Source organism: Streptomyces lydicus (genome assembly GCF_004125265.1).
GTDB classification, from domain to species: domain Bacteria; phylum Actinomycetota; class Actinomycetes; order Streptomycetales; family Streptomycetaceae; genus Streptomyces; species Streptomyces lydicus_C.
The window spans coordinates 4,372,504-4,398,932 of the sequence record NZ_RDTE01000003.1 but is presented as its reverse complement, the minus strand read 5'-3'; the positions used below and the strand labels follow the sequence as shown (position 1 = coordinate 4,398,932).

At 68.4% G+C, this 26,429-nt stretch carries 25 protein-coding genes and 1 tRNA gene; 14 read left to right on the top strand and 12 right to left on the bottom strand.

Annotated elements, in window-relative coordinates; translation table 11 throughout:
• Positions 1–6: 6 nt before the first annotated feature.
• Genes D9V36_RS21675 through D9V36_RS41040 form a run of 3 tightly spaced genes read right to left on the bottom strand, consistent with a single transcriptional unit; the run spans position 7 to position 2,068 of the window.
• A complete protein-coding gene (locus D9V36_RS21675) occupies positions 7–639 on the bottom strand; it encodes a hypothetical protein (protein WP_129295246.1) in 633 nt (210 codons plus the stop codon).
• A 6-nt stretch (positions 640–645) separates the two neighbouring features.
• Positions 646–1,752 carry a WXG100 family type VII secretion target gene (locus D9V36_RS41045; RefSeq protein WP_164993004.1) on the bottom strand — a complete coding sequence of 369 codons (1,107 nt, stop codon included), beginning with the start codon at positions 1,750–1,752 and terminating at the stop codon, positions 646–648.
• Position 1,753: 1 nt separating this feature from the next.
• Positions 1,754–2,068 (bottom strand): type VII secretion target, encoded by a 315-nt coding sequence (locus D9V36_RS41040; protein WP_164993003.1) that lies wholly within the window; start codon positions 2,066–2,068, stop codon positions 1,754–1,756.
• 945 nt (positions 2,069–3,013) lie between these two features.
• Between D9V36_RS41040 and D9V36_RS21665 the strand changes: the two genes are divergently transcribed.
• Positions 3,014–3,661 carry a TetR/AcrR family transcriptional regulator gene (locus D9V36_RS21665; protein WP_129295245.1) on the top strand — a complete coding sequence of 216 codons (648 nt, stop codon included), beginning with the start codon at positions 3,014–3,016 and terminating at the stop codon, positions 3,659–3,661.
• A 78-nt stretch (positions 3,662–3,739) separates the two neighbouring features.
• Here the strand turns inward: D9V36_RS21665 and D9V36_RS21660 are convergent, their stop codons facing one another.
• Positions 3,740–5,200: an aminopeptidase P family protein gene (locus D9V36_RS21660; protein ID WP_129295244.1), complete on the bottom strand. Its 1,461-nt coding sequence runs from the start codon at positions 5,198–5,200 to the stop codon at positions 3,740–3,742.
• Positions 5,201–5,492: 292 nt separating this feature from the next.
• A complete protein-coding gene (locus D9V36_RS21655) occupies positions 5,493–7,163 on the bottom strand; it encodes a PP2C family protein-serine/threonine phosphatase (protein WP_129295243.1) in 1,671 nt (556 codons plus the stop codon).
• A gap of 697 nt (positions 7,164–7,860) precedes the next feature.
• Between D9V36_RS21655 and D9V36_RS21650 the strand changes: the two genes are divergently transcribed.
• The gene (locus D9V36_RS21650) at positions 7,861–8,571 is read left to right on the top strand and encodes a bifunctional DNA primase/polymerase (protein WP_129295242.1); all 711 of its coding nucleotides are present in this window, start codon (positions 7,861–7,863) and stop codon (positions 8,569–8,571) included.
• A gap of 328 nt (positions 8,572–8,899) precedes the next feature.
• Positions 8,900–9,532, top strand: a complete 633-nt coding sequence (locus D9V36_RS21645) for a hypothetical protein (protein ID WP_129295241.1) — start codon at positions 8,900–8,902, stop codon at positions 9,530–9,532.
• A 280-nt stretch (positions 9,533–9,812) separates the two neighbouring features.
• Here D9V36_RS21645 and D9V36_RS21640 read toward each other — a convergent pair whose 3' ends face one another.
• The 3 genes from D9V36_RS21640 to D9V36_RS21630 form a co-directional block, all read right to left on the bottom strand.
• Entirely contained in the window at positions 9,813–10,781 is a 969-nt protein-coding gene (locus D9V36_RS21640) for a DUF5926 family protein (protein ID WP_129295240.1), read from the bottom strand.
• Between the two features lie 185 nt (positions 10,782–10,966).
• A complete protein-coding gene (locus tag D9V36_RS21635; protein ID WP_431357687.1) occupies positions 10,967–11,662 on the bottom strand; it encodes an ATP-binding protein in 696 nt (231 codons plus the stop codon).
• A 53-nt stretch (positions 11,663–11,715) separates the two neighbouring features.
• The gene (locus D9V36_RS21630) at positions 11,716–12,561 is read right to left on the bottom strand and encodes a glycerophosphodiester phosphodiesterase (RefSeq protein ID WP_129295238.1); all 846 of its coding nucleotides are present in this window, start codon (positions 12,559–12,561) and stop codon (positions 11,716–11,718) included.
• A 646-nt stretch (positions 12,562–13,207) separates the two neighbouring features.
• Here D9V36_RS21630 and D9V36_RS21625 point away from each other — a divergent pair.
• Positions 13,208–14,713, top strand: a complete 1,506-nt coding sequence (locus tag D9V36_RS21625) for a S1C family serine protease (RefSeq protein ID WP_129295237.1) — start codon at positions 13,208–13,210, stop codon at positions 14,711–14,713.
• Between the two features lie 54 nt (positions 14,714–14,767).
• Positions 14,768–14,854 (top strand) — tRNA-Ser (locus D9V36_RS21620).
• A 202-nt stretch (positions 14,855–15,056) separates the two neighbouring features.
• On the opposite strand, the gene D9V36_RS21615 is transcribed toward D9V36_RS21620, so the two are convergent.
• From D9V36_RS21615 to D9V36_RS21605, 3 genes are all read right to left on the bottom strand, one after another.
• Positions 15,057–15,602: a class IV adenylate cyclase gene (locus tag D9V36_RS21615; protein WP_129295236.1), complete on the bottom strand. Its 546-nt coding sequence runs from the start codon at positions 15,600–15,602 to the stop codon at positions 15,057–15,059.
• A 21-nt stretch (positions 15,603–15,623) separates the two neighbouring features.
• Positions 15,624–16,718: a radical SAM protein gene (locus tag D9V36_RS21610; protein WP_129295235.1), complete on the bottom strand. Its 1,095-nt coding sequence runs from the start codon at positions 16,716–16,718 to the stop codon at positions 15,624–15,626.
• A gap of 467 nt (positions 16,719–17,185) precedes the next feature.
• Complete coding sequence (locus tag D9V36_RS21605; protein ID WP_164993002.1) at positions 17,186–17,623, bottom strand: ATP-binding protein; 438 nt, start codon at positions 17,621–17,623, stop codon at positions 17,186–17,188.
• 225 nt (positions 17,624–17,848) lie between these two features.
• Between D9V36_RS21605 and D9V36_RS21600 the strand changes: the two genes are divergently transcribed.
• From D9V36_RS21600 to D9V36_RS21590, 3 genes are all read left to right on the top strand, one after another.
• Positions 17,849–19,195, top strand: coding sequence for a transcriptional regulator (locus D9V36_RS21600; RefSeq protein ID WP_129295233.1), 1,347 nt, complete (start codon positions 17,849–17,851; stop codon positions 19,193–19,195).
• 808 nt (positions 19,196–20,003) lie between these two features.
• Positions 20,004–20,537 (top strand): hypothetical protein, encoded by a 534-nt coding sequence (locus tag D9V36_RS21595; RefSeq protein WP_241720969.1) that lies wholly within the window; start codon positions 20,004–20,006, stop codon positions 20,535–20,537.
• Between the two features lie 19 nt (positions 20,538–20,556).
• On the top strand, positions 20,557–21,042 hold the full coding sequence (locus tag D9V36_RS21590; RefSeq protein ID WP_129295232.1) for an NUDIX domain-containing protein: 486 nt from the start codon (positions 20,557–20,559) through the stop codon (positions 21,040–21,042).
• A 39-nt stretch (positions 21,043–21,081) separates the two neighbouring features.
• Here the strand turns inward: D9V36_RS21590 and D9V36_RS21585 are convergent, their stop codons facing one another.
• Positions 21,082–21,921, bottom strand: coding sequence for a hypothetical protein (locus D9V36_RS21585; protein ID WP_129295231.1), 840 nt, complete (start codon positions 21,919–21,921; stop codon positions 21,082–21,084).
• Positions 21,922–22,620: 699 nt separating this feature from the next.
• On the opposite strand from D9V36_RS21585, the gene D9V36_RS21580 reads away from it, so the two are divergent.
• The 6 genes from D9V36_RS21580 (at position 22,621) to D9V36_RS21555 (ending at position 26,361) form a co-directional block, all read left to right on the top strand.
• Positions 22,621–22,881, top strand: a complete 261-nt coding sequence (locus tag D9V36_RS21580; RefSeq protein WP_129295230.1) for a DUF7683 domain-containing protein — start codon at positions 22,621–22,623, stop codon at positions 22,879–22,881.
• Positions 22,882–23,008: 127 nt separating this feature from the next.
• Positions 23,009–23,233, top strand: a complete 225-nt coding sequence (locus tag D9V36_RS21575) for a cold-shock protein (RefSeq protein WP_129295229.1) — start codon at positions 23,009–23,011, stop codon at positions 23,231–23,233.
• A gap of 343 nt (positions 23,234–23,576) precedes the next feature.
• Positions 23,577–23,885: a hypothetical protein gene (locus D9V36_RS21570; protein WP_129295228.1), complete on the top strand. Its 309-nt coding sequence runs from the start codon at positions 23,577–23,579 to the stop codon at positions 23,883–23,885.
• Positions 23,886–24,180: 295 nt separating this feature from the next.
• Positions 24,181–24,795 carry a hypothetical protein gene (locus D9V36_RS21565; protein WP_129295227.1) on the top strand — a complete coding sequence of 205 codons (615 nt, stop codon included), beginning with the start codon at positions 24,181–24,183 and terminating at the stop codon, positions 24,793–24,795.
• Positions 24,796–25,000: 205 nt separating this feature from the next.
• Complete coding sequence (locus D9V36_RS21560) at positions 25,001–25,495, top strand: GNAT family N-acetyltransferase (protein ID WP_129295226.1); 495 nt, start codon at positions 25,001–25,003, stop codon at positions 25,493–25,495.
• Positions 25,496–25,602: 107 nt separating this feature from the next.
• Entirely contained in the window at positions 25,603–26,361 is a 759-nt protein-coding gene (locus D9V36_RS21555; RefSeq protein WP_129295225.1) for a class I SAM-dependent methyltransferase, read from the top strand.
• The last annotated feature ends 68 nt before the right edge of the window (positions 26,362–26,429 follow it).

Sequence of the window (26,429 nt, the reverse complement as noted above, 5' to 3'; positions counted from 1 at the left end):
AAGTGATCAGTGAGTGCCTCTCGTCTCTGGCCAGTGCCATGCCTGTTCGGGGAAGTCACCGATGATGGTCGCCAAGGTCTCGGCGAGGGAGAGGAGTTTTTCGTAGGTCTTGCGGCCCTGTGTCCACGCGATCATGCGGTTTTCCTCTATGCGCCATCCCATGCAGGCTTTGTGCATGAGCCGTTCCATGGCGTGCGTGCTGATGAGGGCCGCGAAGGCGGGGTCGACCGAGCAGCAGTCGACCAGATGGGAGCCGAGGTTCGGCAGGTCGGTGGATCGGCCTGCATTGCGAGGAAGTGCGGGAAGATTCCATTCCTGTGCACACCATGACAGTCGACGACTGGTGAAAGCGGTCGCCGGCAGCACGCGGGGCAGAGGAAGTACGGCCACGGAGAACTTGTGCGCGACAGTTGCCCGGTTGCTGCCGCCGGTGCGCCTCCAGGCATTGAGGTGGAACAGGCACACCTCTTGGCCGCGAAGGTTGCCCTGAAGCAGGTCGCGGACACCGTTGCCTTGGGGGCCCAAGCTGAAGGGGTAACCGCCGCGATCGAATGTGGCGAGATAGTCTCGGGCTTTCTTCCGGTACGTCCAGGCCGGGTCGTCCCTGTAGCGCCTGATGCTCCTACGAACCTCGAACACTGCCGGTCAGTTCTCCAGGTCGGTCTCGATGGCGTTGCCCGCGCCGTAGATGATGCCGTCGATGCCGATCTGCTGTCCCGGGTGGAACATGGGGTCCGGGCCATCAGCACGATGCTTGCCATTGCCGGGCTCGTAAATGCTCTCTCCGACGTGGTTGGCACCGCCTGCGGCACCCCCGGTCAGCAGACTGGTCCCCAAGTCGGGCAAGAGGTCCGAGGCATGCTTGGTGCCGTTGTGTTCGGCAATATTCACTCCGTCGGCTGCTTCCTGCCCGCCCGCACTGCCCAGCCCACCCATGGCGATCCTGCCGGCCAGGTTTTGCTGGTTGAGTGCTGCGGCGATGGTCTTTCCCGGTGCCCACGCTTTTCCAGCAGCGTGTTCCCCAGTGCTCATCGCCCAGCTGCCGATCTTCTCCCCGGCCCTGTCCCCGGCCTCAGTGATGCCCGTTCCTGCTACTGCGGCGACGGCTGCGTCCTGGAAGTCCTGTCCCCACGTGACCTTCTGCCCGGTGAGCATCTGTCCGCCCGCATTGCCAATGAAGTTGGCATCCAGGTTCTTGCCGAACTCGACGGAGAACTTGACCAGCTTGCTGTCCTCCATCGCCGTCTTGACCGTCTCCAGCACCTTCGCGACCTTGATCAGAAGCTGTCCGAGCCGGGTGACCTCGCCCGCCGCCTCGGTGATCTCCGCCTCTGCCGCTCCCGCCGCGATGGCGTCGGAGAACCCCGCGGTCAACACCGACAAGCCGATGCCGATCGCCACTGTCGCGAGGACCTCCTCGACCACATGGTGGACCTCTTCGTTGACCTTCTGGATAGCATCGGCGGTGGTGTCCAGCTGATGGGCCACGGTTTCGAACTGTGGCAACGCTTTCTCCACCTGGCCCTTGGTGTGCTTCCAGTGGGCGTGGAATGCGTCGGCGGCGGCGCCTGTCCAGTTGTCGCCGAGTCGGGCGACCTCGTGGTCCTGCGTCTCGATCGTGATCTTGAGGTCGTGGGCCATGTGTCGCCACGCCTCGGCGCAGGCTCGCAGGACGGACGGGTCTCCGCCGGGGTTGAAGAGGTTGAAGCTTTTCTCGATCTTCGGCTGATGCTCCTGGTGCTGGTCGGTCACGTCACTTCCTCCCGAACCGCTGTGCCTGTGCGGAGTCGGATTCGTGGTAGGAGGCAACCGTGTGGTGCAGGCCGGCAGCGTAGTTCTTCAGTCCGGCGCTCAGCTGCCGCAGGGAAGTAACCGTGTGACGGGTCATCTCCACGTACTGGGAGAGGACCTCGGTCGACTCGGACATCGCACCGAAGGAGTCGTCCACGTTCTCTGCCCGCGAGGCGAAAGCGCTGATGCGACCGTCCAGATGGGCGGAGGAGGACGTGAAGTCCTTGGCCAGCGCTGTAACCGGCTCGGGGTGTATCGAAAAATGCGCGTGTGTCATCGCAGTCCCCCTGGGTGAAGCCATGTGTGATCAGCCTGCCCAAGGAGCGTAGCCATAGGGAAACCGCACGTTTGCTTCATTAGTCATAGATTTCACGGGCTCTTGGTGGAATCCGAACGCCCCATAGATCACCTCATGGGATGGACTAGTCAGTAGGCCCGTTCTCAAGCGGACGCGGTAATGGGGTTGCCGCAAGTCCCTACGACTTGGGGGCGATAGGAGTGCTTGACTCTGAGTGGGGAATTTCCTGGACAGTCGTCGCGGTGGTCGGTGCGTTCCCGGTAACTGCGGCCCTTGGATGTCGACTACCCCACGCCTGTGTCGGAGGCGGGCACCCGGTGCCGGGCTCAAGCAGCGCCTGGTGTTCTGCGACTGGCTGTTGCTCACGCTGTGCGCCTGCGGTTGGGCCTGCGTGTCCTGTCCCCTCAGCGGGCAACCCCAGGGCACAACACATCGGAAAACCCTGCGGACCAATGAGAACTACCGAACGTAGTTTTCCCTGGTCCGCGGGGCTTTGCGGCAAAGTCACAGGTCAGCCCCCACTGCCCGCCATTCGATCCTCACATGGCGCGAGGGCGCGGCGCTGCTGATGACCTCGTAGGGCATCCGGGGGGCGGAGGGCCGCTCGGCGGGGAAGTGCGCCGGAGGGCTCGGGCCCGGCGGTACCTCGGGCTCGGTGCCTCCGGGGGGGGGCTCAGGGCGGCAGCAGCACGCGGGATGTCCGCGTATGAGGTGTCAAACCGGGCTAACATCAGCAGTCGGAAAACTGGCTGGAAATAGCCCTTTGCAGGGAGTCGGCAGCGCGGTCTCGCGGTGAGAGAACCTCCCCCGCGGCGTCCCCTGTCCCTGCGAGACCAGCGCGCACCATAGTTAACGCGAAGTTGCTCGCGTTAACCTTTCCCGGACAATACTTGGCGTGAACCCGCACTGCAATACGGAGCCGTCGTGACGACAGCGCACCATGCCCCGGGCGAGACCAGGCCCGGTGGTCGTACCGCCCGCACCCGCCAAGCCGTATTGACCGCCGTGTTCCAGGAGTTGGGCGACGGCGGCTTCGCCGCGCTGACCATGGAGAGGGTCGCGCAGCGGTCCGGAATTCATGTGGCGACGCTCTACCGTCGCTGGCGCTCCACCGAGGGTCTGGTGTGCGACCTGCTGACCGATCTGAGTTCGGATGTGCCGCTGCCGGACTCCGGCACCCTGCCCGGGGACCTGCAGGCGCTGGCCGGTTCGATAGCCGCCTTCTACGGGGAGGCGCGGATGCGCCGGCTGATCGAGGCGGTGGTCTCCGCCGCGGCGCGCGACCCCGAGGCGGCGGCGGTGCTGCGGACCTTCTTCGGCGAACGGCTGGTGCTGGCCGGCCGGATGGTGGAGCGGGCCGTCGAGCGCGGCGAACTGCCCGCGGACACCGATCCGGAGAAGGTGATGTCGGCGCTCGGCGCCCCCTTCTACTACCGGATTCTGATCGCCCGTCGCCCCGTCGACCAGGATCTCGCCGCATCCGCCGCCACCGCGGTCTGGGCGGCGGCCCGGGCCGGTGCGTACGGGCGCCAGGACGACGACCCCGCACACGACGCGTCTCCCGGCGGCTGAGGCCACCGGGAGACGCGGAACGAACGGCGCAACGGACGCCGGCAGGGCGCGGGGACGGCCCCGCCCCCTACGACGCGGCTACTTGCCGAGCAGCCCCGCCATCCAGGCCTCGACCTCGTCCGACCGCCGCGGCAGCGCGGCCGACAGGTTCCGGTTGCCGTCGTCGGTCACGAGGATGTCGTCCTCGATCCGGACGCCGATCCCGCGGTACTCCTCGGGCACCGTCAGATCGTCCGCCTGGAAGTACAGACCGGGCTCCACGGTCAGCACCATGCCCGGCTCCAGCGTCCCGTTGACGTAGTGCTCGGTACGGGCCGCGGCGCAGTCGTGGACGTCCAGGCCGAGCATGTGGCCGGTGCCGTGCAGGGTCCAGCGGCGCTGCAGCCCCAGCTCCAGCACCCGCTCGACCGGGCCCTCGACCAGGCCCCACTCGACCAGCTTCTCGGTGAGCACCCGCTGCGCCGCGTCATGGAAGTCGCGGTAGGCCGCGCCCGGCTTGACCGCCGCGATGCCCGCCTCCTGCGCCTCGTACACCGCGTCGTAGACCGCGCGCTGGAGGTCGGTGTACCGGCCGTTGACCGGCAGGGTGCGGGTGACGTCCGCGGTGTAGAGGGTGTGGGTCTCCACACCGGCGTCCAGCAGGAGCAGGTCGCCGGAGCGCACCTCGCCGTTGTTGCGGACCCAGTGCAGGGTGGTGGCGTGCGGCCCCGCGGCGCAGATCGAGCCGTAGCCGACGTCATTGCCCTCGACGCGGGCGCGCAGGAAGAACGTGCCCTCGATGTAGCGCTCGCTGGTCGCCTCGGCCTTGTCCAGGACCTTGACGACGTCCTCGAAGCCGCGCACCGTCGAGTCGACGGCCTTCTGCAGCTCACCGATCTCGAAGTCGTCCTTGACCGCCCGGGCCTCGGAGAGGAAGACGCGCAGCTCTTCGTCGCGCTCGGCGGTGACCTTGTCGGTCAGCGCGGCCTCGATGCCGGCGTCGTGGCCGCGCACCACCCGGACCGGCCCGGTGGCCTCCTTGAGCGCACCGGCCAGCTCGCGGACGTCCTTGCACGGGACGCCGAGCAGCGCCTCGGCCTCGCCGAGGCTGTGGCGCCGGCCGACCCAGAGCTCGCCCATGCCGTCGAGCCAGAACTCGCCGTTCTCGCGGTTGGAGCGGGGCAGCCGGTGGATCGTCGCCTCGTGGCCGTCCTTGGTGGGCTCCAGGACCAGGACGCTGTCGTCGGTCTGGTCGCCGGTGAGGTAGACGTACTCCGTCGAGGCGCGGAAGGCGTACTCGGTGTCGTTGGAGCGGGTCTTCAGGTTGCCCGCCGGGATCACCAGGCGCTCACCGGGGAAGCGCGCGGACAGCGCGGCGCGGCGGCGGGCGGCGTTCGGGGCCTGCTCGACCGGCTGCAGATCGTGCAGCTCGGTGTCGGCCCAGCCGCTCTTCATGTTCTCCGCGAGCTCATCCGAGACGCCCGGGTAAAGGCCGTTCTTGCGCTGCTTGATCGGCTGCTCGTCCTCGTCCGGGGTCTCCGGCGTGAGCTCGTCGGTCACAATGCCTCCTTTTAAGACTGAACCGCCTTCCATCGTATGTGCGGATCGAAAGCGGTCCAGAGGCAGAAAGGCGTGACCTTCCCGCACGAAGGCGTGACCTGGCCGGGAGGATGGCTGCCGGACGCGGGGCGTTCCCAGGGGCGGACGGGTGGTGTACGACTCCGCTTTCCGGTGCCGGGTCTCCGATATCCGGTGCTTCCCCTGCATCCGGCGTACGCCCCGGCGCGCGGCTCCGTGCCCGGTCCGGCCCGGCCTGCGGCCCCGGGCCTCCCCTGCTTCCCGACGCACGCCGCTACTCCTCGAAGTACGCCGCGAGCAGCACCACGTCCTCCTCCGACGACGGATCGTCCAGACCCTGCGGCAGCATCGTGCGCACGATGTGATCGACGACCGCCTCCGGATCATGGCGGCTCGCCCTGGGAACGCCGGCGGCGGCCGCGTGCAGCCGGGTGAAGGCGCGGTCCATGGGCTCGCCGGTGCGGTGCAGCAGCCCGTCGCTGTAGAGCAGCAGGGTCTCGCCGCCGGCCGGTTCGATCTCCACGCTCGGCGCTTCCCAGCAGGCCAGCATGCCCAGCGGTGCGGACAGTGAGGTCTCCACGAACTCGGTCCGCAGATCGCCGAGGATCAGCGGCGGGCAGTGGCCGGCCCCGGCCAGCAGCAGCTTGCGGGCGAACGGGTCGGCGATGCCGCCGGGCAGCACCGGCGGCCCGCCCGGAGCGCCGGGCGGCGGCTCGGTGTAGGCGAACAGCGCGGTGGCGCTGCGGGCCGGCTCGGTCAGCCGCAGCAGCAGTTCGAGGTCCGAGAGGACCGCGACCGGATCCTCGCCCTCCATGACGGCGTAGGCGCGCAGGGAAGCCCGCAGCCGCCCCATGGCCGCCACCGCGCTCGGCCCGGAGCCGGTCACCGAACCGATGGCCAGGCCCAGCGCGCCGTCGGGCAGCGGCAGTGCGTCGTACCAGTCGCCGCCGCCGCGCGGCCCGGTGCTGTGCCGCACCGCGAGGCGTACGCCGGGGATCCGTGGCAGCCGGTGGGGCAACAGCTCCTCGCGGAGGGTTTCGGCGGCCCGGCGGCTGCGGTGGAGTTCGAGGAGGCGGGCGAGGTGTTCGGCGGCGTGCGTGCGGTAGAGGCCGACGAGATGGCGCTGCCGTGCGGTGGGCTCGGCCGGTTCGTCGTAGAGCCAGACCGCGGCGCCGGTCCTGCCGAAGGGCTCGGCGCAGAGCGGGACCGCATAGCTCGCGGCGTACCCGAGGCGGGCGGCGACCTCGCGCAGGCGGGGGTCGAGGTCCTTCTCACCGGGGATGTCGGGTTCGGCGATCTCGGTGCAGGGGCCCGCCGGACCGTCGTCGCGGGGGCCGGCGGCACGGCCCCCGTCGCGCGTCGGATGGCGGGCGTCGTCGAGCGGGCCGGACCGGGTGTCGTCGCCGGTGGCCCGCTCAGGGAGGCCGTCCAGTATCCGCGCGTACGACAGGGCGCGGCGCGGGACGGTCTCGATGTGCCCGATCTCGGCGTGTCCGAGGCCGAGGCCGACGGTGGTCTCCGGGCCGAGCCCGTCGGACGGTGCGAGGACGACCAGGCCGCGGCGCGCGCCGACCAGGGAGGCGCCGGCGCGCAGCAGCTCGTGGAGGGCGTCCTCCAGCGTTCGGGTGCGCGCGAGCCGTTCGGTCAGATCGTGCAGGGTGCTGAGGTCGGAGATCCAGCCGGACAGCCGGTCCTGGACCGCGGCGAGTTGGTCGACCACGGAGATGTCGGGGACGGTGCCGGGCGCGGAGCCGGGTGCCGCACCCGGGGAGCCGTCCGCGGAGGTGCCGGACAAGCCGTCAGGCGAGCCGTCTGACGAGGCGTCGGAGGGGGCGCCGGCAGCGCCTCCGGGGGGCGCTTTCGGCCCGTGCGGGTCGACAGTGTGCGCGGGGGCGGGAAGGACTGGTTCGATTCCAGCCACTTTCGGCACGTGAGGGGTGGTCATGGCCGACGGCTTTCGTTAAGCCTGGCATTACCCCAGGTCAGGAAGCTTTTTGGTAGGGAGTGCGGCATTTTGTTGAGTGATGTTGCGCGGTAAGGCCGGCCGCTCAATTTCCTCAATAGCATCGCAAACCCCCATGTCATGCTGCTCCGCTATTAATGCCTCCAGATGTACACGGAGCAGCGATGCGATGTCCAGCATTGTCCCCATGGGGTTTGTGGTGTCAGCGAGGTCTGTAGATTGGCCTGAAAAAAGCCCCCCGAACGTCAATTTGCGGTCGACTGACGGCGATCAGCAGCGCGTCATCACCACAGTGGCGGGTACGTACTCGGAAAGGTGCGGAGTCAGTTGGCGCCGTACCGGAACTCTCCGGCGGGCACCGGCGTCTAACAACCCGACGACCGCGACGCACTCCCAAGAGGCGGGGACTGCACCACGGAAGTGCAAGCGCCAACGCACGCCACCCCCCGCCACACTTCACGCCCGGCGTACGGCGTGATGCGCTGCTTTGCACACGCGGTGACCAGTGACCACGTGGCGTGATCGATGCCGATCGACCCCGGGCTCCCCGGCCGGGCCGCAGGGCACGCCCCACAACGGCATGCAGCGGCCCGGCGCGAAACGATGGTGAACCCGGCATGTAGTGCCATGCAGTGCGATGGACAAAGCCCTCGGCGTTAACGGAAAGGAACGAGCGCTCATGCGCGAGATCCTCGGAAGGCGACGCAAGCTCCTGTTCCGGCGCGGCGGAAAGCCGGCGCAGCTCGGTGCGGCGCTCCACTACGCCACCGAGTGGCAGTGGCCCGTACTTCCCGGTGTGGGACTCAGGTCCGGCGGCCGGCAGCCGGCCGGCGCCCGGCTCGGCCTCGGCGAGCGGATCACGCGCCGCTGCAGCTGCCCGGACCCCGACTGTGTGGTGCCCGGCGCGCACCCCTTCGACCCCGGTCTGCTCGCGGCCACCACCGATGCGCGGATGGTGCGTTGGTGGTGGACGAACCGCCCCGATGCCCCGGTCGTGCTGGCCACCGGCGGCCGCGCGCCCTGCGCGGTGAGCCTGCCCGCGGTCGCCGGGGCCCGCGCCCTGGCGGCGCTGGACCACTTCGGTGTGCGCCTGGGCCCCGTGCTGGCCACGCCCACCCGCTGGTCGCTGCTCGTCTCGCCGTACGGCCTGCCGGAGTTGGGCGAGCTGCTGCACTCCCAGGACTGGGTGCCCAGCTCGCTGCGGTTCCACGGCGAGGGCGGCTATGTGGTGCTCCCGCCCTCCCAGATCGGCGCCGGCCAGGTCCGCTGGGAGCGGCCGCCTGCTGTCACCCCGGCCGCGCCCTGGCTGCCGAAGGTGGCCACGATCGTGGACGCGCTGGTCACGGCGAGCACCGGCTCCCCCGACGGCGGCAGCCGGCTCGCGTACTGACTCTCGCGGATGCTCCGGGCGCCCGATACGTACTCGGGCGCCCTCGTGCTGTGCGGGCACCTGCCGCGGACGGATGAGGGGCGGACGGGCGCAGGCGGACGGACGCGCGGACGGATGAGTGACAAAGGGGCGGGCGGATCCGGCGCCGCGCCGACGGCCGAGGGGCGGACGCGAGGAACGCCCCGCGGCGGATCACCCGTACGGGTGCGACCTGCCCCGATCTCTCGGGGAAACCGGCGCCCGTGTGCCCGGGCGCACCCCCGCCGGCCGATAGGTTCGGCCCACCGTCAAGCCGTGGTCAGCGGCATATCGAGTGCAGGTGGGGGCCATGCAGCGTGCGCAGAAGATCCGCATGATCGGGCTCGCCGGCACGGCGCTGCTCGCCCTCGCCGTGCCGCTGGGCGCCGCGATGGCCGGCCCGGCCGGCACCTCGTCCCCGGGAACGGGATCCGGCGAGGCGGTCAAGGCCGAAAATAGCCCCTCGGAGGAAAAGGGAAGCAGGGGAAACAACGGCAGCAAGCCGGGCAAGAGCACCCGCGCTGCCGCCGCCGGCTCCGGGAGGCCGGTCGGTTCCTCCGGCCGCCCCGGTCTGCCGCACTTCTCCGGCCGCACCTCCCGCTGCGGCCCCGAACTCACCGCTCCCCAGGGGATCGCCGCCCAGACCTGCGTGCTCGCCGAGGACGGTGCCACCTGGGGGCGTACGTACTACCGCAACCGCACCGGCGGCCGGCTCCGCGCCGTACTGACGCTGCTGCGGCCCGACGGCAGGGCCGTCCAGGTGAACTGTGAGGTGGCAGCGGGTGGTGCGCCGGGCGTGTGCGAGACGCCGGCCACCCCGACCGTCCACCGGAGCCGGCCACCGTACGCGGCCGTGACGGAGATCGCCGATGCGGCGGGGGAGCGGCTGCTGCTGCGGTCCGGCAGCAACTCGTCCGCGACGGACGGCGGTTCGGAGCGCTGAGGCGGCGGGCTGCCGGGGAGCCGGGGCATCGAGGCCGCGGGCCGGCAAGCCCCCGGACGAGCCAAGCGGAATGCCTGGTTCCGGACATGGAAGCGCCCGGTCGCTGGCGACGGGGGATGCACCAGCGACCGGGCTTCTAGAACCGTAACAAGAGATCGGCGGTTCGCAAATTCGATCGTGGAATTCCGGACGCCTCTTTACCGGCAGGTACGGGGAGTTGTGACCGGCGTCACGCCTGGGGTCCCCGAGGGCGTCCGGACCACGGCCGAGGACGGGACGATCAGCTCAGGGTGACCTGACGGTTGGTGAGCCCGCCGCGCGCCCGGCGCTCCTCGGGGGTCAGCGGGGTGTCCGTCGCCAGGGCCTCGGCCAGTCGCTCGGCGAACGCCGCGGCCGGCTTGGCGACCTCGTCGGCGCCCATCTCGGACGGCAGGTCCCAGACCGGGACGACCAGGCCATGGGCGCGGAACGAGCCCACCAGACGGGTGCCTTCGCCGAGCGAGGCGGCGCCCGCCGCGTGCAGCCGGGCGAGCGCGTCCAGCAGCTGCTCCTCGGGGTGCGCGGTGACCCAGCGCAGGTGGTTCTTCTCCGGGGCCTCGCACCAGTACGCGCCCTCCAGGCCGGGGATCCGGGCGGTCGGGACGGCCGCCGCGTTGGCCCGCTCCAGAGAGGCGGCGACCTCGCCGGTGGCGTTCTCGGCGTTCTCCACCCAGAACTCGAAACCGGTGTGGACAGTCGGCTCAAAAGCGGCGTCCGGGTCGAGCAGGTCCTGCAGCCGCGGACCGTCGGCGGAGTGCCGCTCGGCGGGGACCGGGTTGCCGGGCTCGGTGGCCAGCGCGCGCTGCAGGGTGTCCGCGAGGTCGCGGCTGAGGTCGCCGGAGGCGGTGTCGTTCTGCAGGCCGAGCAGCACCGCGCCGTTGTCGCGGCGCAGTGCGGGCCACGCCATCGGCAGGACGGTCGCCAGCGTCACGGACGGGACGCCCTCGGGCAGCCCGCCCTTCAGCGTCAACTCGGCGGTGGCGGCGGGCACCAGCTCGCGCAGAGCCACCCAGTCGCACTCACCGGGCAGGCCCTCGAACGGGCGCTGTACGAGCTCGGTGGCGGCATGCGCCGCCACTCGCCCGTGACAGGCCTTGTACCGGCGGCCGGAGCCGCACGGGCAGGGCTCACGAGCGCCGACGACCGGCACCTCGCCGTCCTTGATCTGCGGTGCTGCGGCCTGGGGCTGGGGACGGCGCTTCTTGGCCATGGCGACGGGGTCTCCTGGTCGATCCTGGACGTACGGACGCGTATCTGCGCGAGCCTAGAGGATCACCCACGCGCCGGCGCCCGGTTGCGTACCGGGCCGTGTCATGCCTGCCGCCCGGACGCCGGCGTGTCCCGGCCCGGACGCCGCCCCGTCGCCGCCGGGCCTCGGCGTGCCGACGCCTGCCGCTACGTCAGATCGTCGAACCCCGGGAAGGCCGGCCCCAACGGCAGCCCGTTGCGCACGCCGGCGCCCGTGGTGAGCGAGGGCGGCAGATCGGGCACCAGGTCCACGCGCGTAGCGAACGCGCCTTGCAGGGAGAGGACCGCCCAGACCGTGACTTCGCCGGTGACCGTGTCGCGCACGCCCCAGTCCTTGGCGAGCGACCGGATGATCGCCAGTCCGCGGCCGCCGCGTGCCGTGACCGACGGAGTGGACGGAAGGGGTCGGGTCGGACCGCCGCCGTCCGTGACCGAGACGGTCAGCCGGCCCTGGGCGTCGATGCGCCAGGAGGCCCGCACGGATGCCGCGGGGGCGTCCTTCGCGCCGGGTGTGACGGATGTGCCGGGAGTTACGGAACCCGGTGATCCGTGTTCGTATATCGGACGCGCATGGCGACACGAATTGCTCAACAGCTCCGACAGGACGAGCACCGCGTCATCGACGACACTGTCCTGAACTCCGCTTGCCAACAGCTCTTCACGCATGCGTCGTCTGGCCATGCCCACACCCACTGGACCATGGGGTACGGCCATGATCGACGACGTCGGCACCTCGTGTGCCACCACCAACGCCACCCCCGAGACCTCCTTTGCCCCACGCCACGGGATGAATGCCCCAATGGACTGGACCGGAAACCGGCCAAGCGGCACACGGTGACGCACGGGACATAACCGCATACGGCCCGAATGCGCCGGTGCACTCCCTGTGAGGAGCTTTAGCCAAGGCCGAGTTGCGTACGTACCTGTTTGGGGCGGTTCGTGATGACCGCATCGACGCCCAATTCCCGGCACAGCTCGACATCTTCGGCGTCGTTGACGGTCCACACGTGCACCCGGTGGCCGGCCCGGTGGGCCTTGGCGACGTACTCGGGGTGCGCGCGGAGGATCCGCATCCCGGGGCCCGCGATGCCGACGCCGGGCGGGAGCCGGCCGTCGCGGTGCCGCGGGGTGAGGAACTGCATCAGGTAGACGCCGGGGATGCCGGGCGCGGCGGCCCGTACGCGGTGCAGCGAGCGCGCCGAGAAGCTCATGACGCGGACCTGGGAGGCCCGGTCGGTACGGGTGGCCGGTCCGGTGTGCCCGAACCGGGCGAGCAGTTCGACCAGCCGCTCCTCCACCTGCCCGGCCCAGCGGGTGGGGTGTTTGGTCTCGATGGCCAGCTCGACCCGGCGGTCGGCGTCGGCGACCAGCTCCAGCAGCCGCTCCAGCGTCAGCACGGAGGTCCGCTCGGGGTCCTCGTGCTGCCGGTCCGGTGCCTCGTTCGCGGACCCGTCGTCCTTCCAGGAGCCGAAGTCGAGCGTGGCCAGGTCGGCGAGCTCGAGGGCGGAGACCGAGCCGCGCCCGTTGGAGGTGCGGTTCACCCGCCGGTCGTGGACGCACACCAGGTGGCCGTCCGCGGTGAGCCGGACATCGCACTCCAGGGCGTCCGCGCCGTCCTCGATCGCTCTGCGGTAGGCGGCGAGGGTGTGCTCCGGGGCGTCCTCGGAGGCACCGCGGTGGGCGACGACGGAAATGGCGGGACGGCCCGGACGGCCGTCCTGGGCGGGGCGTGCATAGGTCACCGCGTTATCGTGCCATCCACCGTCGCCGGGCCGCCGGGCGCGTACCCCGGGGTGCGGAACCGGGGATGCGCCGGTTTTGTCCGGCATAAAGGATGAGGTGACAGTCACAGCCTTGGCTTACGGCGCTCTGACGCGCGGTGGGAAAGGCTGTGAAGGGAGACTCGCCCGTACCGTCCGGCCCGTAGCGCCGACCGGACCCGCGGACCGGGTCTCGCGACAGCCGGGAGGTGCGGACCGGGCCTGCAGCCATGGCCCGCGGACCCCGATCCGCGGACTCCGGTCCGTGGACGGGACTCGCCCGTACCGCCCGGATCCTTGATGCTGGAGTACCGGGTCCCCCGTCCGGCAAGGGGGAACTGTACAACCGGAGGGCCGGCCGGCCCCTCCGGACCGGAACAGACACCCGGGAGGCCCGCGGGCCTCCCACCGCACCGACTTGCATCAACCGCACCAACCGCATCACCCGGCGGACCGCACGGCCCGCCGTACCGCACCACCCGGACGCACCCCCAGGGTCCGGCCGAACCGCAAGCCCCGGAAGAAACGGCCCGCCCCGGACCCGCAGAGTCGGCTGGGGCGCAGGGCGGAGGGGAAACCCTCCCGCCAGGCCGTGGGCGCCGACAGTCGTGAAGCTGAGGAGAGACCTGTGAGCACCGAGAACGAGGGAGCCGCCGTCCCGTCGGAGGCCAGGCCGCCGACCGGGCCGCAGCCGGACAGCGCCTCCGCCTCCGGCGCCCGGACTCCCGGCGCCCCGCCCGCGGCGCCTCCGCCGCCGGAGTTCGCACCGACCGTCACCTCGGCCTCCGGCTCCGGCTTCGACGAACCGGGCCGGATGCCGCCCTACAGCGACGGCCGCCTCCCGCAGCCCGGCTACGGCCACCCCGGCGACGCCCCGGCGGACGACCGCACCAGCCAGTTCCCCACCTACTCGGCGGCCGGCCCCGGAGCCGGTGCCGGCGGCTGGGGCCAGCAGCCGCCCTACGGTGGCGGCGGCGACCCCTGGGGCACGACCGGCAGCCCCGCCCCCAAACGGCGCAACGGCGGCCTGATCGCGGCCGTCCTGGTGGCCGCGCTGGTCGCCGGCGGCATCGGCGGCGGCATCGGCTTCTGGGCCGCGGGCCAGAGCGACAGCGACTCGACGACGGTCTCCGCTTCCGGCGACCCCGGGGCACTGAACCGCAAGCCCACCTCCGTCTCCGGGATAGCGCAGAAGGCGCTGCCCAGCGTCGTGACGATCGAGGCGCAGGGGGCCGGCGGCGACGGCGGCACGGGCACCGGCTTCATCTACGACAAACAGGGCCACATCCTCACCAACAACCACGTCGTCGCCAGCGCGGCCGACGGCGGCAAGCTCACCGCGACGTTCTCCAACGGCAAGAAGTACGACGCCGAGGTCGTCGGCCGTGCCCAGGGCTACGACGTCGCCGTGGTCAAGCTGAAGAACGCCTCCGGCGCCCCGCTCAACCCGCTCCCGCTCGGCAAGTCCTCCAACGTCCAGGTCGGCGACGCCACGATCGCCATCGGCGCGCCCTTCGGCCTGTCCGGCACGGTCACCACCGGCATCATCAGCGCCAAGGACCGCCCGGTGGCCTCCAGCGACGGCGGCGGCACCAGCGCCTCGTACATGAGCGCCCTGCAGACCGACGCCTCGATAAACCCCGGTAACTCCGGCGGTCCCCTGATGGACGCCGCCGGCAATGTCATCGGCATCAACTCCGCCATCCAGTCGGCCGGCAACGGCGGCGGTCTGGGCGGCGAGTCCCAGCAGTCCGGGAGCATCGGCCTGGGCTTCGCCATCCCCATCGACCAGGCGCGGCGGGTGGCCCAGGACCTGATCAAGACCGGCAAGCCGGTCTACCCCCAGATCGGCGTCCAGGTCGGCATGCGGGACACCGGCAACGGCGCGACCATCGCCCGCACCGGCAACAACGGCTCCGATTCCGTCACCCCGAACGGCCCGGCCGACAAGGCGGGCCTCAAGCCCGGCGACACCATCACCAAGCTCGACGACACGGTCGTCGACAGCGGCCCCACCCTCATCAGCGAGATCTGGCAGCACAAGCCCGGCGACCAGGTCACCCTGACCTACAAGCGCGGCGGCAAGGAGCACACCACCCAGGTCACCCTGGGCCAGCGCACGGGCGACAAGTGACGCGCTAGTCTGATCCCGCGACACCCGAGCGCCCCGCGCGCCGCGGTGCCGCGGGGAGGCTTGCCCGAGCGGCCTAAGGGAACAGTCTTGAAAACTGTCGTGGCGGCAACGTCACCGTGGGTTCAAATCCCACAGCCTCCGCAGGCGGACGGCCCCTGACCTGGGATTTCCCGGTCGGGGGCCGTTTCCGTGCCCGACCGATGGGTGTCCGTGGCTGACCGACGTTGACCACGTTTTACCGCCCCATCTGGCACGGATCTGGCACGCACAGCGGCTGGTTTTGCGTTGGGCGCGCGAACGCCCCCAGCGGTTAAACCGTTGGGGGCGCAGATGGGCGGGAAACTCACACGAACAGGAGGGTGTCCTCGGCGAGGATGTCCCTGTTCAGTTCGCTCTTGTAGATCAGGTCGATGCTGCCGAAGCGGGCTTCGCCGTAATCGAAGCCAAGTTCAGCCGCCGCTGCGCGCACCGCCTGCTCCGAGGAACCCTCGATTTCCAGGAAGGTCGGCAGGCCGGGCCACGTGTCGAGGTCGTAGGTGACGCCGTCGAGCTGCCACTCTTCCCGGTAGTTCTGCTGGTAGCGCACCTGGCGCAGCCCGAGGGCCTTAAGGAGTTCTGCGGTCTTCTCCAGGTCGCTGACCTCGACCTCGATTTCCGTGGTGCCGTTGATGTGGCTGGCGTCGGTGACCTGCTTCAACGTCAGGGTGGTCTTGCCTCCCTCATCGCGCAGCCGTAGCCACTGCTCGCCTTGAACGGTGTCGTTCTCGAAGATCAGGCGGGTGAACAGGGTCTTGGGGAAGACCTGCTCTGCGCCGGCGGCCTTCAGATGATCGCGCAGGGCATCCACGTCGATCTCCAGGAACTTGGCCTCGTACTCGTGCTGTGCCATCTCTCTCCTCTGGTCGCGGGGCTACGCAGTGAGGTCGTGATAGTCCTGCTCGCGCAGCTTCCTGATCTCGCTGCACACGGTGCTGGTGACGAACTCTTCGAGCGGCAGGCACAGGTCCATGCGCTGGATACATACGCCAACGTGGAACGTTCCGCGCGGGTCACGGTAGAGCCGAACGCCGTAGTAGCCCTCGTGGCAGTCAGTGCTGTTGTTGAACCGGCAGCCGACGCAGGTCTCTGGCAGCCGCAGCGATCGTATGTGCTTCACGAAAAGCACGCGCCCGTCTGGGAGTTGGTAGCCGATCCTGAAGCCCGACGTGCCTGCGATCAGCGTCACCTCGGTCGGTCGAGCTTGCAGTTCCTCCAGGAGGAGATCGATGGCTTGCAGCGACTCCTCCCCGTCGGCGAGGGAGGAAAGGACGCGGACCGAGAGCTGGGGTGAGTACTTCTCCAGGAGCCGGTGCACGCGCCGGACGTGGCGTCGGTTCGGAATGACGACGTTGGCCCGAGCGCCAAGTCCCAGGTCGAGCGACAGGCTGATTGACTTCTCCAGCGCATCGATCTTGCGTCCTGCCAGGGAATGCGAGCGGTAGCGGGTGTTCTGTACCTGGGCCAGTTCTTCGGCAGTGGTTCCGAAGATGGAGAAGTTCACGTGGTCCAGGCCGGCCGTGGCACAGCCAGGGAGGACGCGCCCGCCGTTCTCCCCGTTCGATGTGACGCTGACCTTGTAGCCGGCCGATCGGGACACGTCGACGATCTGAGGTAGGCGGGGGTGGAGCGTCGGTTCTCCGCCGGTCAGGTGGACCTCGTTGAAGTCCAGCACGTCGCGGAGCTGTGTCAGCGCCGCGTGAAACGTGTCATCGGGGAATATGGGTGCGGTGATGAAGCGAGCACCGTTGGTGGCGAGGTAGATCGAGACCCGGCCGGAGCGGCCTGCTGCTCCGAATTCTCCCGCGTGGTCCTCGTGGTTGTCCGCGCTAACCGGCGTTCCTTCGTTGTGGCAGAAGGTGCAGGTCATGCCACAGGCGTCGATGACCTTGACGCGGAGGGTCCGGTCCACCGTGACCCGGACAGGCACGGCATGGCTGATGTTCCTTAAAGCGGGGTGATCGATCACTTATCTCTGCTCCTTCGTCGTTGGAGGGCGAGAGTGAAGGGATTCGGTGTCCTGCCGCTGCGAGCTTGAGTGACGGCAGGCCCTGGGAGTTGTGACGCAGTCCCTGCGCGCGGCGGGGGAGCCTTCTGGGCAAAGCTCGTTCAGGCGACGTGAGCGAAGTCAGCTCTGGAAGGCGGCTTCGTCCGGCAAGGTTCGAGCCGCCGAGGCCCACGCCCCTGGATGGCTGCCGAGGTCGTTGTGGACGAGCTGGAGGAGCAAAATCATCGCGGCGACCGTTCCCAGTGCCCACGTCCATTCCAGACACCGGGTGACCACATCGCCGCGACGGGATGTGGCTCGCGCGCCGGGGTGCCTCCCGGCGGATGACAGTACTTTCACATCTGATCCTTCCTTCTCGTGCATGGCTAAGAGGGGCTTCAAGGCATTCCGCCGTCGGGCGTGCAGCACATTCGTTTGCGCGCGTCGGCTCATCGAGGTCGAGTGGCCTGAGCGCATGGCCCGTCTGTATCCGCGACGGTGGCCACAGGTCTCGCCTCGGTCGGCGAACCGCCGACCGCGATCTCGAACCAGACCACTTTTCCCGCCGGGCCCTGCTTCGTTCCCCAAGCAGTTGCCAAGGCGGAGACGAGCCACAAGCCTCTGCCGCTCTCCGATGCCGGTACGGTGCTGACGACATGCGGGGGCTGCGGGTCGCGGTCGGTCACTTCGACCCTCACTTCCGCGCCGGTCCACCGCACGCACACCACACAGGCCACGCCCGTATGGGTTACGGCGTTGGTGATCACCTCACTGCTCAACAGCAAGAGGTCGTCGACCTGGACAGCGGTGATTCCCGTGCGCCAGCGGCGGACACGTTCTGCGATCCGCCGCCGGGCGTCGCCAACTGACCTGTTGGCAGGCGTCACGCGGAATCCGTATGAGGGCGCTGAGGAGAGTCGTGCGGGCATGGTGGATCACACCTCCGCATGCCTTGTCCATCGGTGCCCGGGAACTCCGGGCAGTACAAGAACATCCACCCGCGGCCCCTCAACTCATAAGGTTTCAGGGGGTTTCAGGGTGCTCCGCACCTGGACCCAGGAAGCGTCGGCAGCGCTATGTTGAGTGTGCATGCGGGCCGATGGGAGGACCTGATGACCGGGTATCCGGCGGATTTGTTACACCACCCCCTGTCCTACGCGCGGGTCGAGGCCGGCCTGGGCAAGACCAAGTTCGCCCAGTTGATCCGCCTTGAGGGGCGGGGCCTGGGGTACAACCTGGGGACCACCCGTTCGACGGTCTTCAAGTGGGAACGCGGCGATCATGCGCCTGACGACATCACCCAGATGGTTATCGGGCGGGTGCTTCGAATCTCCGACGCCGTGCGCTTGTCGGAGCCATGGCCGCGCTGGTTGCTTGCGGGGGACAACACCTTCGACCTTGCTGCGCCTTGGACGCAGGAGGCTACGCTGAAGTCCCTGACCTCACTTGCTGGGAGTGGACCTATGGACCGGAGGGCTTTTCTCGGAATCGGTGGCATGGCACTCGTGGGCATCGGTGCCCAGTGGGCGACGGCCGACCCAGCCATCGCCGCAGCTGCGTCCGGTGACAGGGTCACCTCTGCCACCGTGGATCACATGCGCGGCAGGGTGGAATCTCTGCGCAGCATGGAGCAGGTGACGGGCGGCGGTGAATTCCTGGAGTCCGCCCGGACAGATCTCCGGCTGATCATGCGCATGCTGGAGAACGGCCGGTACACGGAAGAGACGGCGAAACAGCTCTACGTGCTAGCCGCCGAAGTGTGTTGCCTCCTGGGCTGGATGAGCTACGACGCCAGCCTCCACAGTGCCGCCCAGCAGCACTACGCCGTGGCTCTCCGTTCAGCCAAGACTGCGGGTGACGACACGCTCGGGGCGCACACTCTGTGCTTCATGGCCACCCAGGCGGCCAATCACCAAGAACAGCTCGCTGCTGTCGGGTTGATGGATACCGCAGAAGCCATCCGGGGCCGGGTGCCGGCCATCATGCGGGCCTCGCTCGCCGCCCACCAGACCACCGTCTACAACAAGGCCGGCGACAAGCGGAAGGCGGCAGCGGCGCTCAACCGCGCGTTCGATGCCCTAGGTCGAGTCGATGCCTCGGACGCTCCTTCCTACCTGGCCTGGTTCGGTGAGGCGCAGCTCCGGTCCACGGAGGGGCGCTTCCTCCTCACCACGGGGCAGGCAGAAAGGGCCACGGAGGCGCTGGAACGCTCGGTCACCGAGGCTGCACCGCGCGACAAGGCGGTGCGTTACGGCACTTTGGCTCTGGCCTATCAGAAGACCGGTGACCTGGACGGTGCGCTCGACGCCACGTACAAGGCCGCCGATCTCATCGAAGACGGCATCCACTCGCGGCGTGGCGTGGAACGCCTGCAAGATGTCCGTCGTGCCTTTCGGCCCGTCAAGAATGAGCCGAAGGTCCGGGAGGTCTCGGAGCGAATCGCCGCTCTGGCTGCGTAGCCGTGGCTTGGCGCCGCTGTTGACTTGCGCCTGTCAGTTCGCCCCGCCCGTCTGCTGTCTCGCAGCAAACGAGCGGGGCTTTCTCATGCCTGGCTCCTGACCGGGCGGCAGAAGTCAGAGGTAGGAGCGGGTGCGGTCCTGGGCCTCAGCCACAGAAAGTCAGCTACGACGCTCCCGCGCTGTGGGGAGCACCTGTCACGTGTGTCACCCGCGCCCCCTCCGGCCTGGGCCACGCTGCCCTGTTTGGATTGGCCCGCGAACTGCGAGGTGTCACCGCGAATTCGGCGTGGCCTGGCTGCTGGTCGCGTGCGCCTGGTCGCGGTGGCTGTGTGGGGCGCTGCCGTGGTGTCGGCCCGGTGGTGCTGCTTCGGGCTGGTCGGGTTGCTTCCTGGGCTCTGTCGGAACGCTTGTTGTCCTTGCGCGCTGAGCTGCCGGGGGCTGCCGAGAGCGGGGCGGTAGACAGGAGCGTCGGCGGCCTTCGGCCGCCAGCGCGCGCGGCCCGCGTAGCGGGCCGCCTTGATCCAGTAAAGAAACTTTGAACAGCTCGCCTGCCGCTCGTCCTTGGCCGCTTCTGCGAAGCGTTCCGTCGCTGCTGCTTCGTCCATGGCGGGCCTGCTCGCCATGACCTACCCCAGGGTGCCGCTCTGGTGCTCGGCAGCTGGGCGAGATCGAGCTGGCCTGGATCGCCGCGGACCGAGGACTCGCCGCGGCGCAGCCGAGCGGGAACAAGGTGATCATTGGGTCGCTGTTCCGATCCGTGACCCACTGCCTGCTTTCCGCGGGACGCTTCGAGACGGCCGCACAGCTTGTGAAGGATGCAGCTGGCTACCTGGAGCCGGGCCTCGGCGAACCGACATCGGCGTACTTGTCCATCTACGGGACGCTGTTCCTCACCGGGTCCATGGCCGCGGCCCGAGCGGAAGACCGAGCGACAGCTCAGGAGTTCCTTGAGGAGGCGGAGACTGCTGCTTCCCGGCTTGGCACCGACGCCAACCACATGTGGACGGCCTTCGGCCCGACGAACGTGGCGATCCACCGCGTAGCCGCTGCCGGCGAGCTGGGCGACGTCCAGGTCGCGTTGGACCTCGGCCCGCAGGTGGACACCAGCGGTCTCCCGATGGAGCGGCGGGTCTGGCACGGCCCGGAGGTCGCTCGGGCACTGAGCGCCTGGAACCGCACCGACGACGCGCTCGCCGCCGTCCTGGAAGCCGAGCAACTTGCCCCCGAGCAGGTCAGGCACCACTACATGAGCCGAGACCTCGTCCTCGGCTGGGTCCGTGGAACCCGTGGTCGCCCGAGCCGGCCGATCGCCGACCTGGCGGAGCGGCTACGAGTGGTGTGAGCTGCTTAGGCTCGTTCGCATGAGCGACAACGAGCACGAGGCGAAGATGGCGCGCCCGAGGATGGCCTCGGGCGCGCTGTTCTTTGACGAGCAGGGTCGGGTCATGATGCTGGAGCCGACGTACAAGGACTACCGGGAGATCCCGGGGGGCTACGTCGAGACTGGAGAGTCTCCGCTTCAGGCCTGCGTGCGCGAGGTACGCGAGGAACTGGGGATCTCGCCGGAGATCGGCCGACTGCTCGCCGTGGACTGGGCACCCAGCCCCTCGGAAGGGGACAAGGTGCTTTACCTCTTCGACGGTGGGGTCCTGCCAGCACGACTCCGGGAGCAGATTCAGCTGCAAGCCGCGGAGATCGGGTCTTACGACTTCCACCCGCTTGACGCCGTCGCTGCCATCACGATCCCGCGGCTCGCCCGCCGGATCGAGGCAGCAGTAATGGCACGGGCCGATGGGCGGGTGGCCTATCTGGAACATGGCTACGAAGCCAGCCGCGGTGATGGCTGACGGGCATGCGGTGGACAAAGCCCCGTGGACGCATTGAGATCAGGGACACTCCCGCAAGCGTCGGAGGAACCTCTTAAGCGAGGTCAACAGCTCCTGTGGGTTGTCTATGACTTCCACGGGGATCCGGTCCACGTACGCGATGCCAGCATCCCGAAGCAAGTGATCCCGTGAGGTGTCCATCGCCCGCCGCGCGCGGTGGTCAGGCCCGTCGATCTCAAGGACACCAGCTCGCCCTCGGTAAGTCACAACCAGGTCAGGCTCCCAGGTGTGACCGAGGATCCTCCCGTTTGGCAGAGGGAAGATTGAGATTGTCTCCTCGGGCGGAAGTCCCTTCTCCTGCAGGTGCTTCAACGCTTGGTAGACCCGCCGCTCACCAAAGTTCGTGAAGGCTAGCCCGTCGAGCATCCACTGAGGCTTCTCAGGCATGGTCCGCCGCGCCTGGTTTGTGGGCCGATCGGCGTTCATCATCTCTTGCAGCCGTTCGCGCCAGTCAGGCCCAATCTGAGGCAGAGTCTCACGAAAGCCAAGCCAATCAACGCCGTAGCCAAGACGACCGCTGACCTGCTGGAACACCGAAGCCAGATGCGCCTGTACTTCGCTAGTGAAAGCCGCATAGTTGCCGGGATCAATCTCCAGCCACAGATCGTCTGAGCGCGATTCACCGTCATGCTCGATGACGGCATCTCGGACAATCAGGAGCAAATTAACGTGCTCCGTGTCTTCCCGTTGGAGCAGGAGAGCCGCCATGTGCCCCAGCAAGGAGTCCGCCTTGGCGCGCTTCTGCTCATCCTCAGTCGTCCACGCGTCGTTGATGATCTCTTCATAGGTGCGAGGCCGCTGAGGCCCGCTCGTCTCCGCTTGCACCGGCTGCTCTGCCACTGCCCCTCCCCAGGTCCCCGACTAACTGGAAGCTACCTAATACCTACGACAATCGGTGCTGGATCACGCTCACGGGTTGCCTTCGTTCGCCGGTACAGACCGGCCGACGCCAGAGTCCTCGTTGCTGGGCTCCGTGAGTGTCTGACGGCAGACCTGTGGGCCATGTGCGGGCCACCGGCGGCAGGTTGGATCTCCTTAACGGGATAGTCGCAGGTCAGAACACTGATGGCCGCCGGAGCCGGAACGCTCTTGAAAACTGTCGTGGCGGCAACGTCACCGTGGGTTCAAATCCCACAGCCTCCGCAGATGAGGTAACGGAACCGGCTCTTGACCAGCGACATTGGTCGGGGGCCGGTTCCCTGCGTACGGCCCGACGATGCCCTGTGTTCCCCGTGGTTTCCCGTCAGATCGGGCACACATGGGGCACGAGCATCTATGCCACGCCGGTGGGGAACTGAGCGGAGCGCCCATGACGGGCTCGGCCACATCGCGGCAGCAGATACCTCCCCCTGAGCCACGGATCAGGGGCCGGTCCGCTTACGCGCCCGTATTCGTGACGGTGGCGATACGGCGGCCCGCCCATGCCGGCCTGCCTGGCCGGAGCGCCGGTCTCGCGGCCCAACCCAGGCAGGGAGCCTGGCCAGCCAATGCCCGGGAATCGAGAAGCGAACTTATGTGGCATCCCCTTACGCTGAGATCATGGTGGGGGAAGAGCCGCACGTCGCGTGGTCGTTGGACGGTTACAGCAAGCAGGACGAGTTCTTGCGTACGCAGCGTGCCATCGGCCGGGAGGAGATCATCAAGATTCGTGAGGTGATCGCCCCGGATGCCGACGATCCCTGGATGATCTACTGCTATGACGTACCTCTTGACGTCTGGACCGCAGTGGAAGAGATCCTGCAATGCGGCCCGCCTGATCCAGGCCTTGATTACCAGATTTCTGCCAGCGCTGGAGATTGATCGAAGGGTTTTACCGGCCACCGAGTTCTGTCGTGCCCGAACTACCGAGAAATCGCGGGGAGGGGGCGGACGATGGCCGTGTGCGGAGTATGCATCGGCGCCGATAGATCCCGCGTAGCGTTCGCCCATGGTTACTGCGACGGTCCGTGAGTGGCGTGACGAGGAAGGCTGGGGCGTGCTCGACTCCCCTGAGACACCCGGCGGCTGCTTTGCGCACTTCTCCGACGTTCAGATGGCCGGCTTCCGCTCGCTGTCGCCCGGACAACAAGTCGACCTCACTTGGGAAGCCCCCGGCTTCAAGCAGGATGGGTACGACTACCGCGCGCTGGCCATCGTGCCTCGGCTTGCCTGACATCACACCGGATATCTGCACCTGGCCTGGCATCTAGAGCTGACATCAGCGGCAGCGTACGTTCACGGTCCTCCGCAGCCCGCCGGGCCCTCTTGTCCTGCGCCCTCGTATGCAGTAGGGCCCGGATGTTCGAACTTCTTATGTGGTGCGCATCGCACCAGTTGGGGCTCACTCGGCCTGGGTGGGTTGTCAGGTGGGCGCCGTTGGGGGCGTGGGCGATGGATCAGGCCCCGGTCCGGCACTCGGGTTGCCCGGCGGATCGCCGTACGGTGAAGATCGTTTGCGTGCGACTCCGCGCGGCCGGCGGCGGGAGGAGGCGCATCTTCTGCATGAAGGAGTTTCGATGAGCAATATGAACACCCCCTCACCCGTGGGCCCCAGGACTCCGGAGGAGGCCGTGGAGATGGCTCGTCCCCACTACGGCTGGCGTCGGCCCGACGGCAGTGCCGGGGGGCTGATCGCTCGGGAATTCAGCCACGGGTACGTCATCCTGCCGGACCAGTTCCCGCCTGCCGCCTCGCCCTCGCAGCCGCCGCCCGCGGTGGGATGCGCTGTCATCGGCAAGGAGGACGGGAGGATCATGCACCTCCCGTACATGGGGGTGGAGGGAACTGCCCAGTTCTACTTGCAGCGGCGCGGACCGCGGGGCTGAAGAACCGGGTGGAGCTCGTCACGGGTGCGGTCAACGGGCCGGTACTCGCAGGTCGCCGGGCGGTGCCCTGGGCGGGGGAGTGCCCGGCGCGGTCATTCAAGTGGGCTGCTACGGGGAACTTCTGACGGATATGAGGAACGGCCGCTGACCAGGGATCTCCTGGGCAGGAGCTATTCCCATTGCGATATTTGCTGGGATGGGTAAGGGGTACAGGTGGATTTGTGTGGAGTGTTTCGGAATGCGCTTCATGCGGTGGGCGGGCTGATCTGATGTTCAGTGTTATGGGGGTTCGCCGGTGAGACGTCTGGCTCAATATCAATATGCGGTTGTCGGGTCTGCTGTGTTGCTGGCGTGCGTGGCATGTACATCAGGGGAGGGTGAAGGTAAGCGTTCCGCCCTCCCCGCGTCGGATTCCGCGGGGCCTTCGCGGCTGCATCAGCTTCCGAAGGTCGACCTGCAGGACGATCTGCTGTCCGAGCAGGACAGTTTGAGCGGACCGGAGGAGCGGAAGGTGATCGGGGAAGTCCGCAATGGGGCCGACCGGATCGTTGTTTACGTCGCGGGGCGGAGATGCGGTCTGGCGACGACTCGTGAGGGCGACCAGAAGAACCTTTCCATTCACGTGCTCGACACTTGGCCGAAAGATGGCACTCAAGGTGCTGCCGACCTTCCCTATGGGCCCTACTCGGATACTTCGGCTAACGGGTCGGGTGGCACCTGGGCATCTCTTTCCTGTGGGAAGGATGCGATGGTGGTGAAGTTCCGGTCTCCGAATGTGTCCAAGGAGTTGAAGCATCGGGGTTCGCTTGACGTGATCAAGCCGACGAGTGCGGAGCGTTCTGTTTCCGTTGTCGTGGGGGAGAAAGGGATCAGGGAGAAGGTCAGGGCTGCTCTTCAATCTCATTCCTGATGCATTTTTGGCGCGCTGATTATCGCTCGTTCTGGGGGAAGGGGGCGTTTCTCGTCCGTCAGGAGGGAGGGGATTGTGGCGAGTTTGGTGATGGGGTTTTTCTTGTGCGGTAGAGTGGTGATGGGGAATGTGACTTATTTGAATTGAATTGCCGTCGGGGTGTGGGGAAAGGGGAGAGGTTGCCGTGGGTGCGCGTAGGGCCGGGATGGTGCGTGGGGCGCGGCGGGGGAATGTGGTGATCCGGCGGGCCGAGGAGCGGGATGCGGGGCGGCTCACCCGGCTGGTGCGGAGATCTCGGGCTTATGAGGGGCGTTACTCCTCGATGGTCGAGGGGTATCGGGTGGGGCCGGATTACATCGTGGCGCACCGGGTCTTTGTCGCCGTGGAGGACCTGTCCGGCGAGGAGGAGGGCGGCGGCGAGCGGGTGGTGGGGTTCTATTCGCTGATGGTGGAGCCGGCCGAGCTGGACTTGATGTTTGTGTCGGACCAGGCGCAGGGGTACGGCATCGGGCGCCGACTGGTGGAGCACATGCTGGGGGAGGCGCGGAGCGCCGGGATCGACAAGGTGCGGGTGGTTTCGCATCCGCCTGCCGAGGGCTTTTACCGCAGTGTGGGCGCCAGGTTGGTCGGAACGGTGCCTGCGGATCCGCCGGCAGTGAGGTGGGACCGTCCGGAGCTCGAATTTGTGGTGGTTGATTAGAGGAAGGGGGAGGGTGGCGGAGGGTGGGGGGAAGTCGGGGCGCGCATCGGGGCGCGGCCGGGGATAAATCGGTGGCCAGGTGGGTTCGCGGCGGTGAGTGTGGGGGGATGACGCGATCCTTTGAGGAGCTGGTGGCCGAAGCCGATGCCGTGTCGGTCGAGGGGTGGGACTTCTCGTGGCTGGCGGGGCGGGCCACGGAAGAGCGGCCCTCGTGGGGCTATCAGCGGGCGATGAGTGAGCGGTTGGCGCGGGCGTCGGCGGCGCTGGACATCCAGACGGGTGGCGGTGAAGTGCTCGCCGGGGCGGCGAAGCTACCGCCGGTGATGGTGGCGACAGAGTCCTGGCCGCCCAATGTCGCCAAGGCCACCGAGCTGTTGCATCCACTCGGCGCGGTCGTGGTGGCCGACGAGGATGAGCCGCCGCTGCCGTTCGGTGATGCGGCGTTCGACCTGGTGACGAGTCGTCATCCGGTGACCGTGTGGTGGGAGGAGATCGCCCGGGTGCTGCGGCCCGGGGGTACGTACTTCTCCCAGCAGGTCGGACCGGCGAGCGTGTTCGAGCTGGTCGAGTACTTTCTGGGGCCGCAGCCGGAGCACGTCCGGCGGGCCCGTCACCCCGAGGACGCGCGCCGGGCGGCGGAGGCAGCCGGCCTGGAGGTGGTCGATCTGCGTGCGGAGTCGCTGCGGACCGAGTTCTTCGACATCGGGGCGGTCATCTACTTCTTGCGCAAGGTGGTGTGGATGGTTCCCGGGTTCACGGTGGCGCAATTCCGGCAGCGTTTGCGGGAGTTGGACGAGTTGATCCGTACGGAGGGGGTGTTTGTGGCGCATACGACCCGGTTTTTGATGGAGGCGCGTCAGAGCTGAGCTTCTGTGTCATCCTCCCTCTTCCCTCCTCCGTCCTCCCTCTGTCTCTATCGTCCCTCCACCGCTTT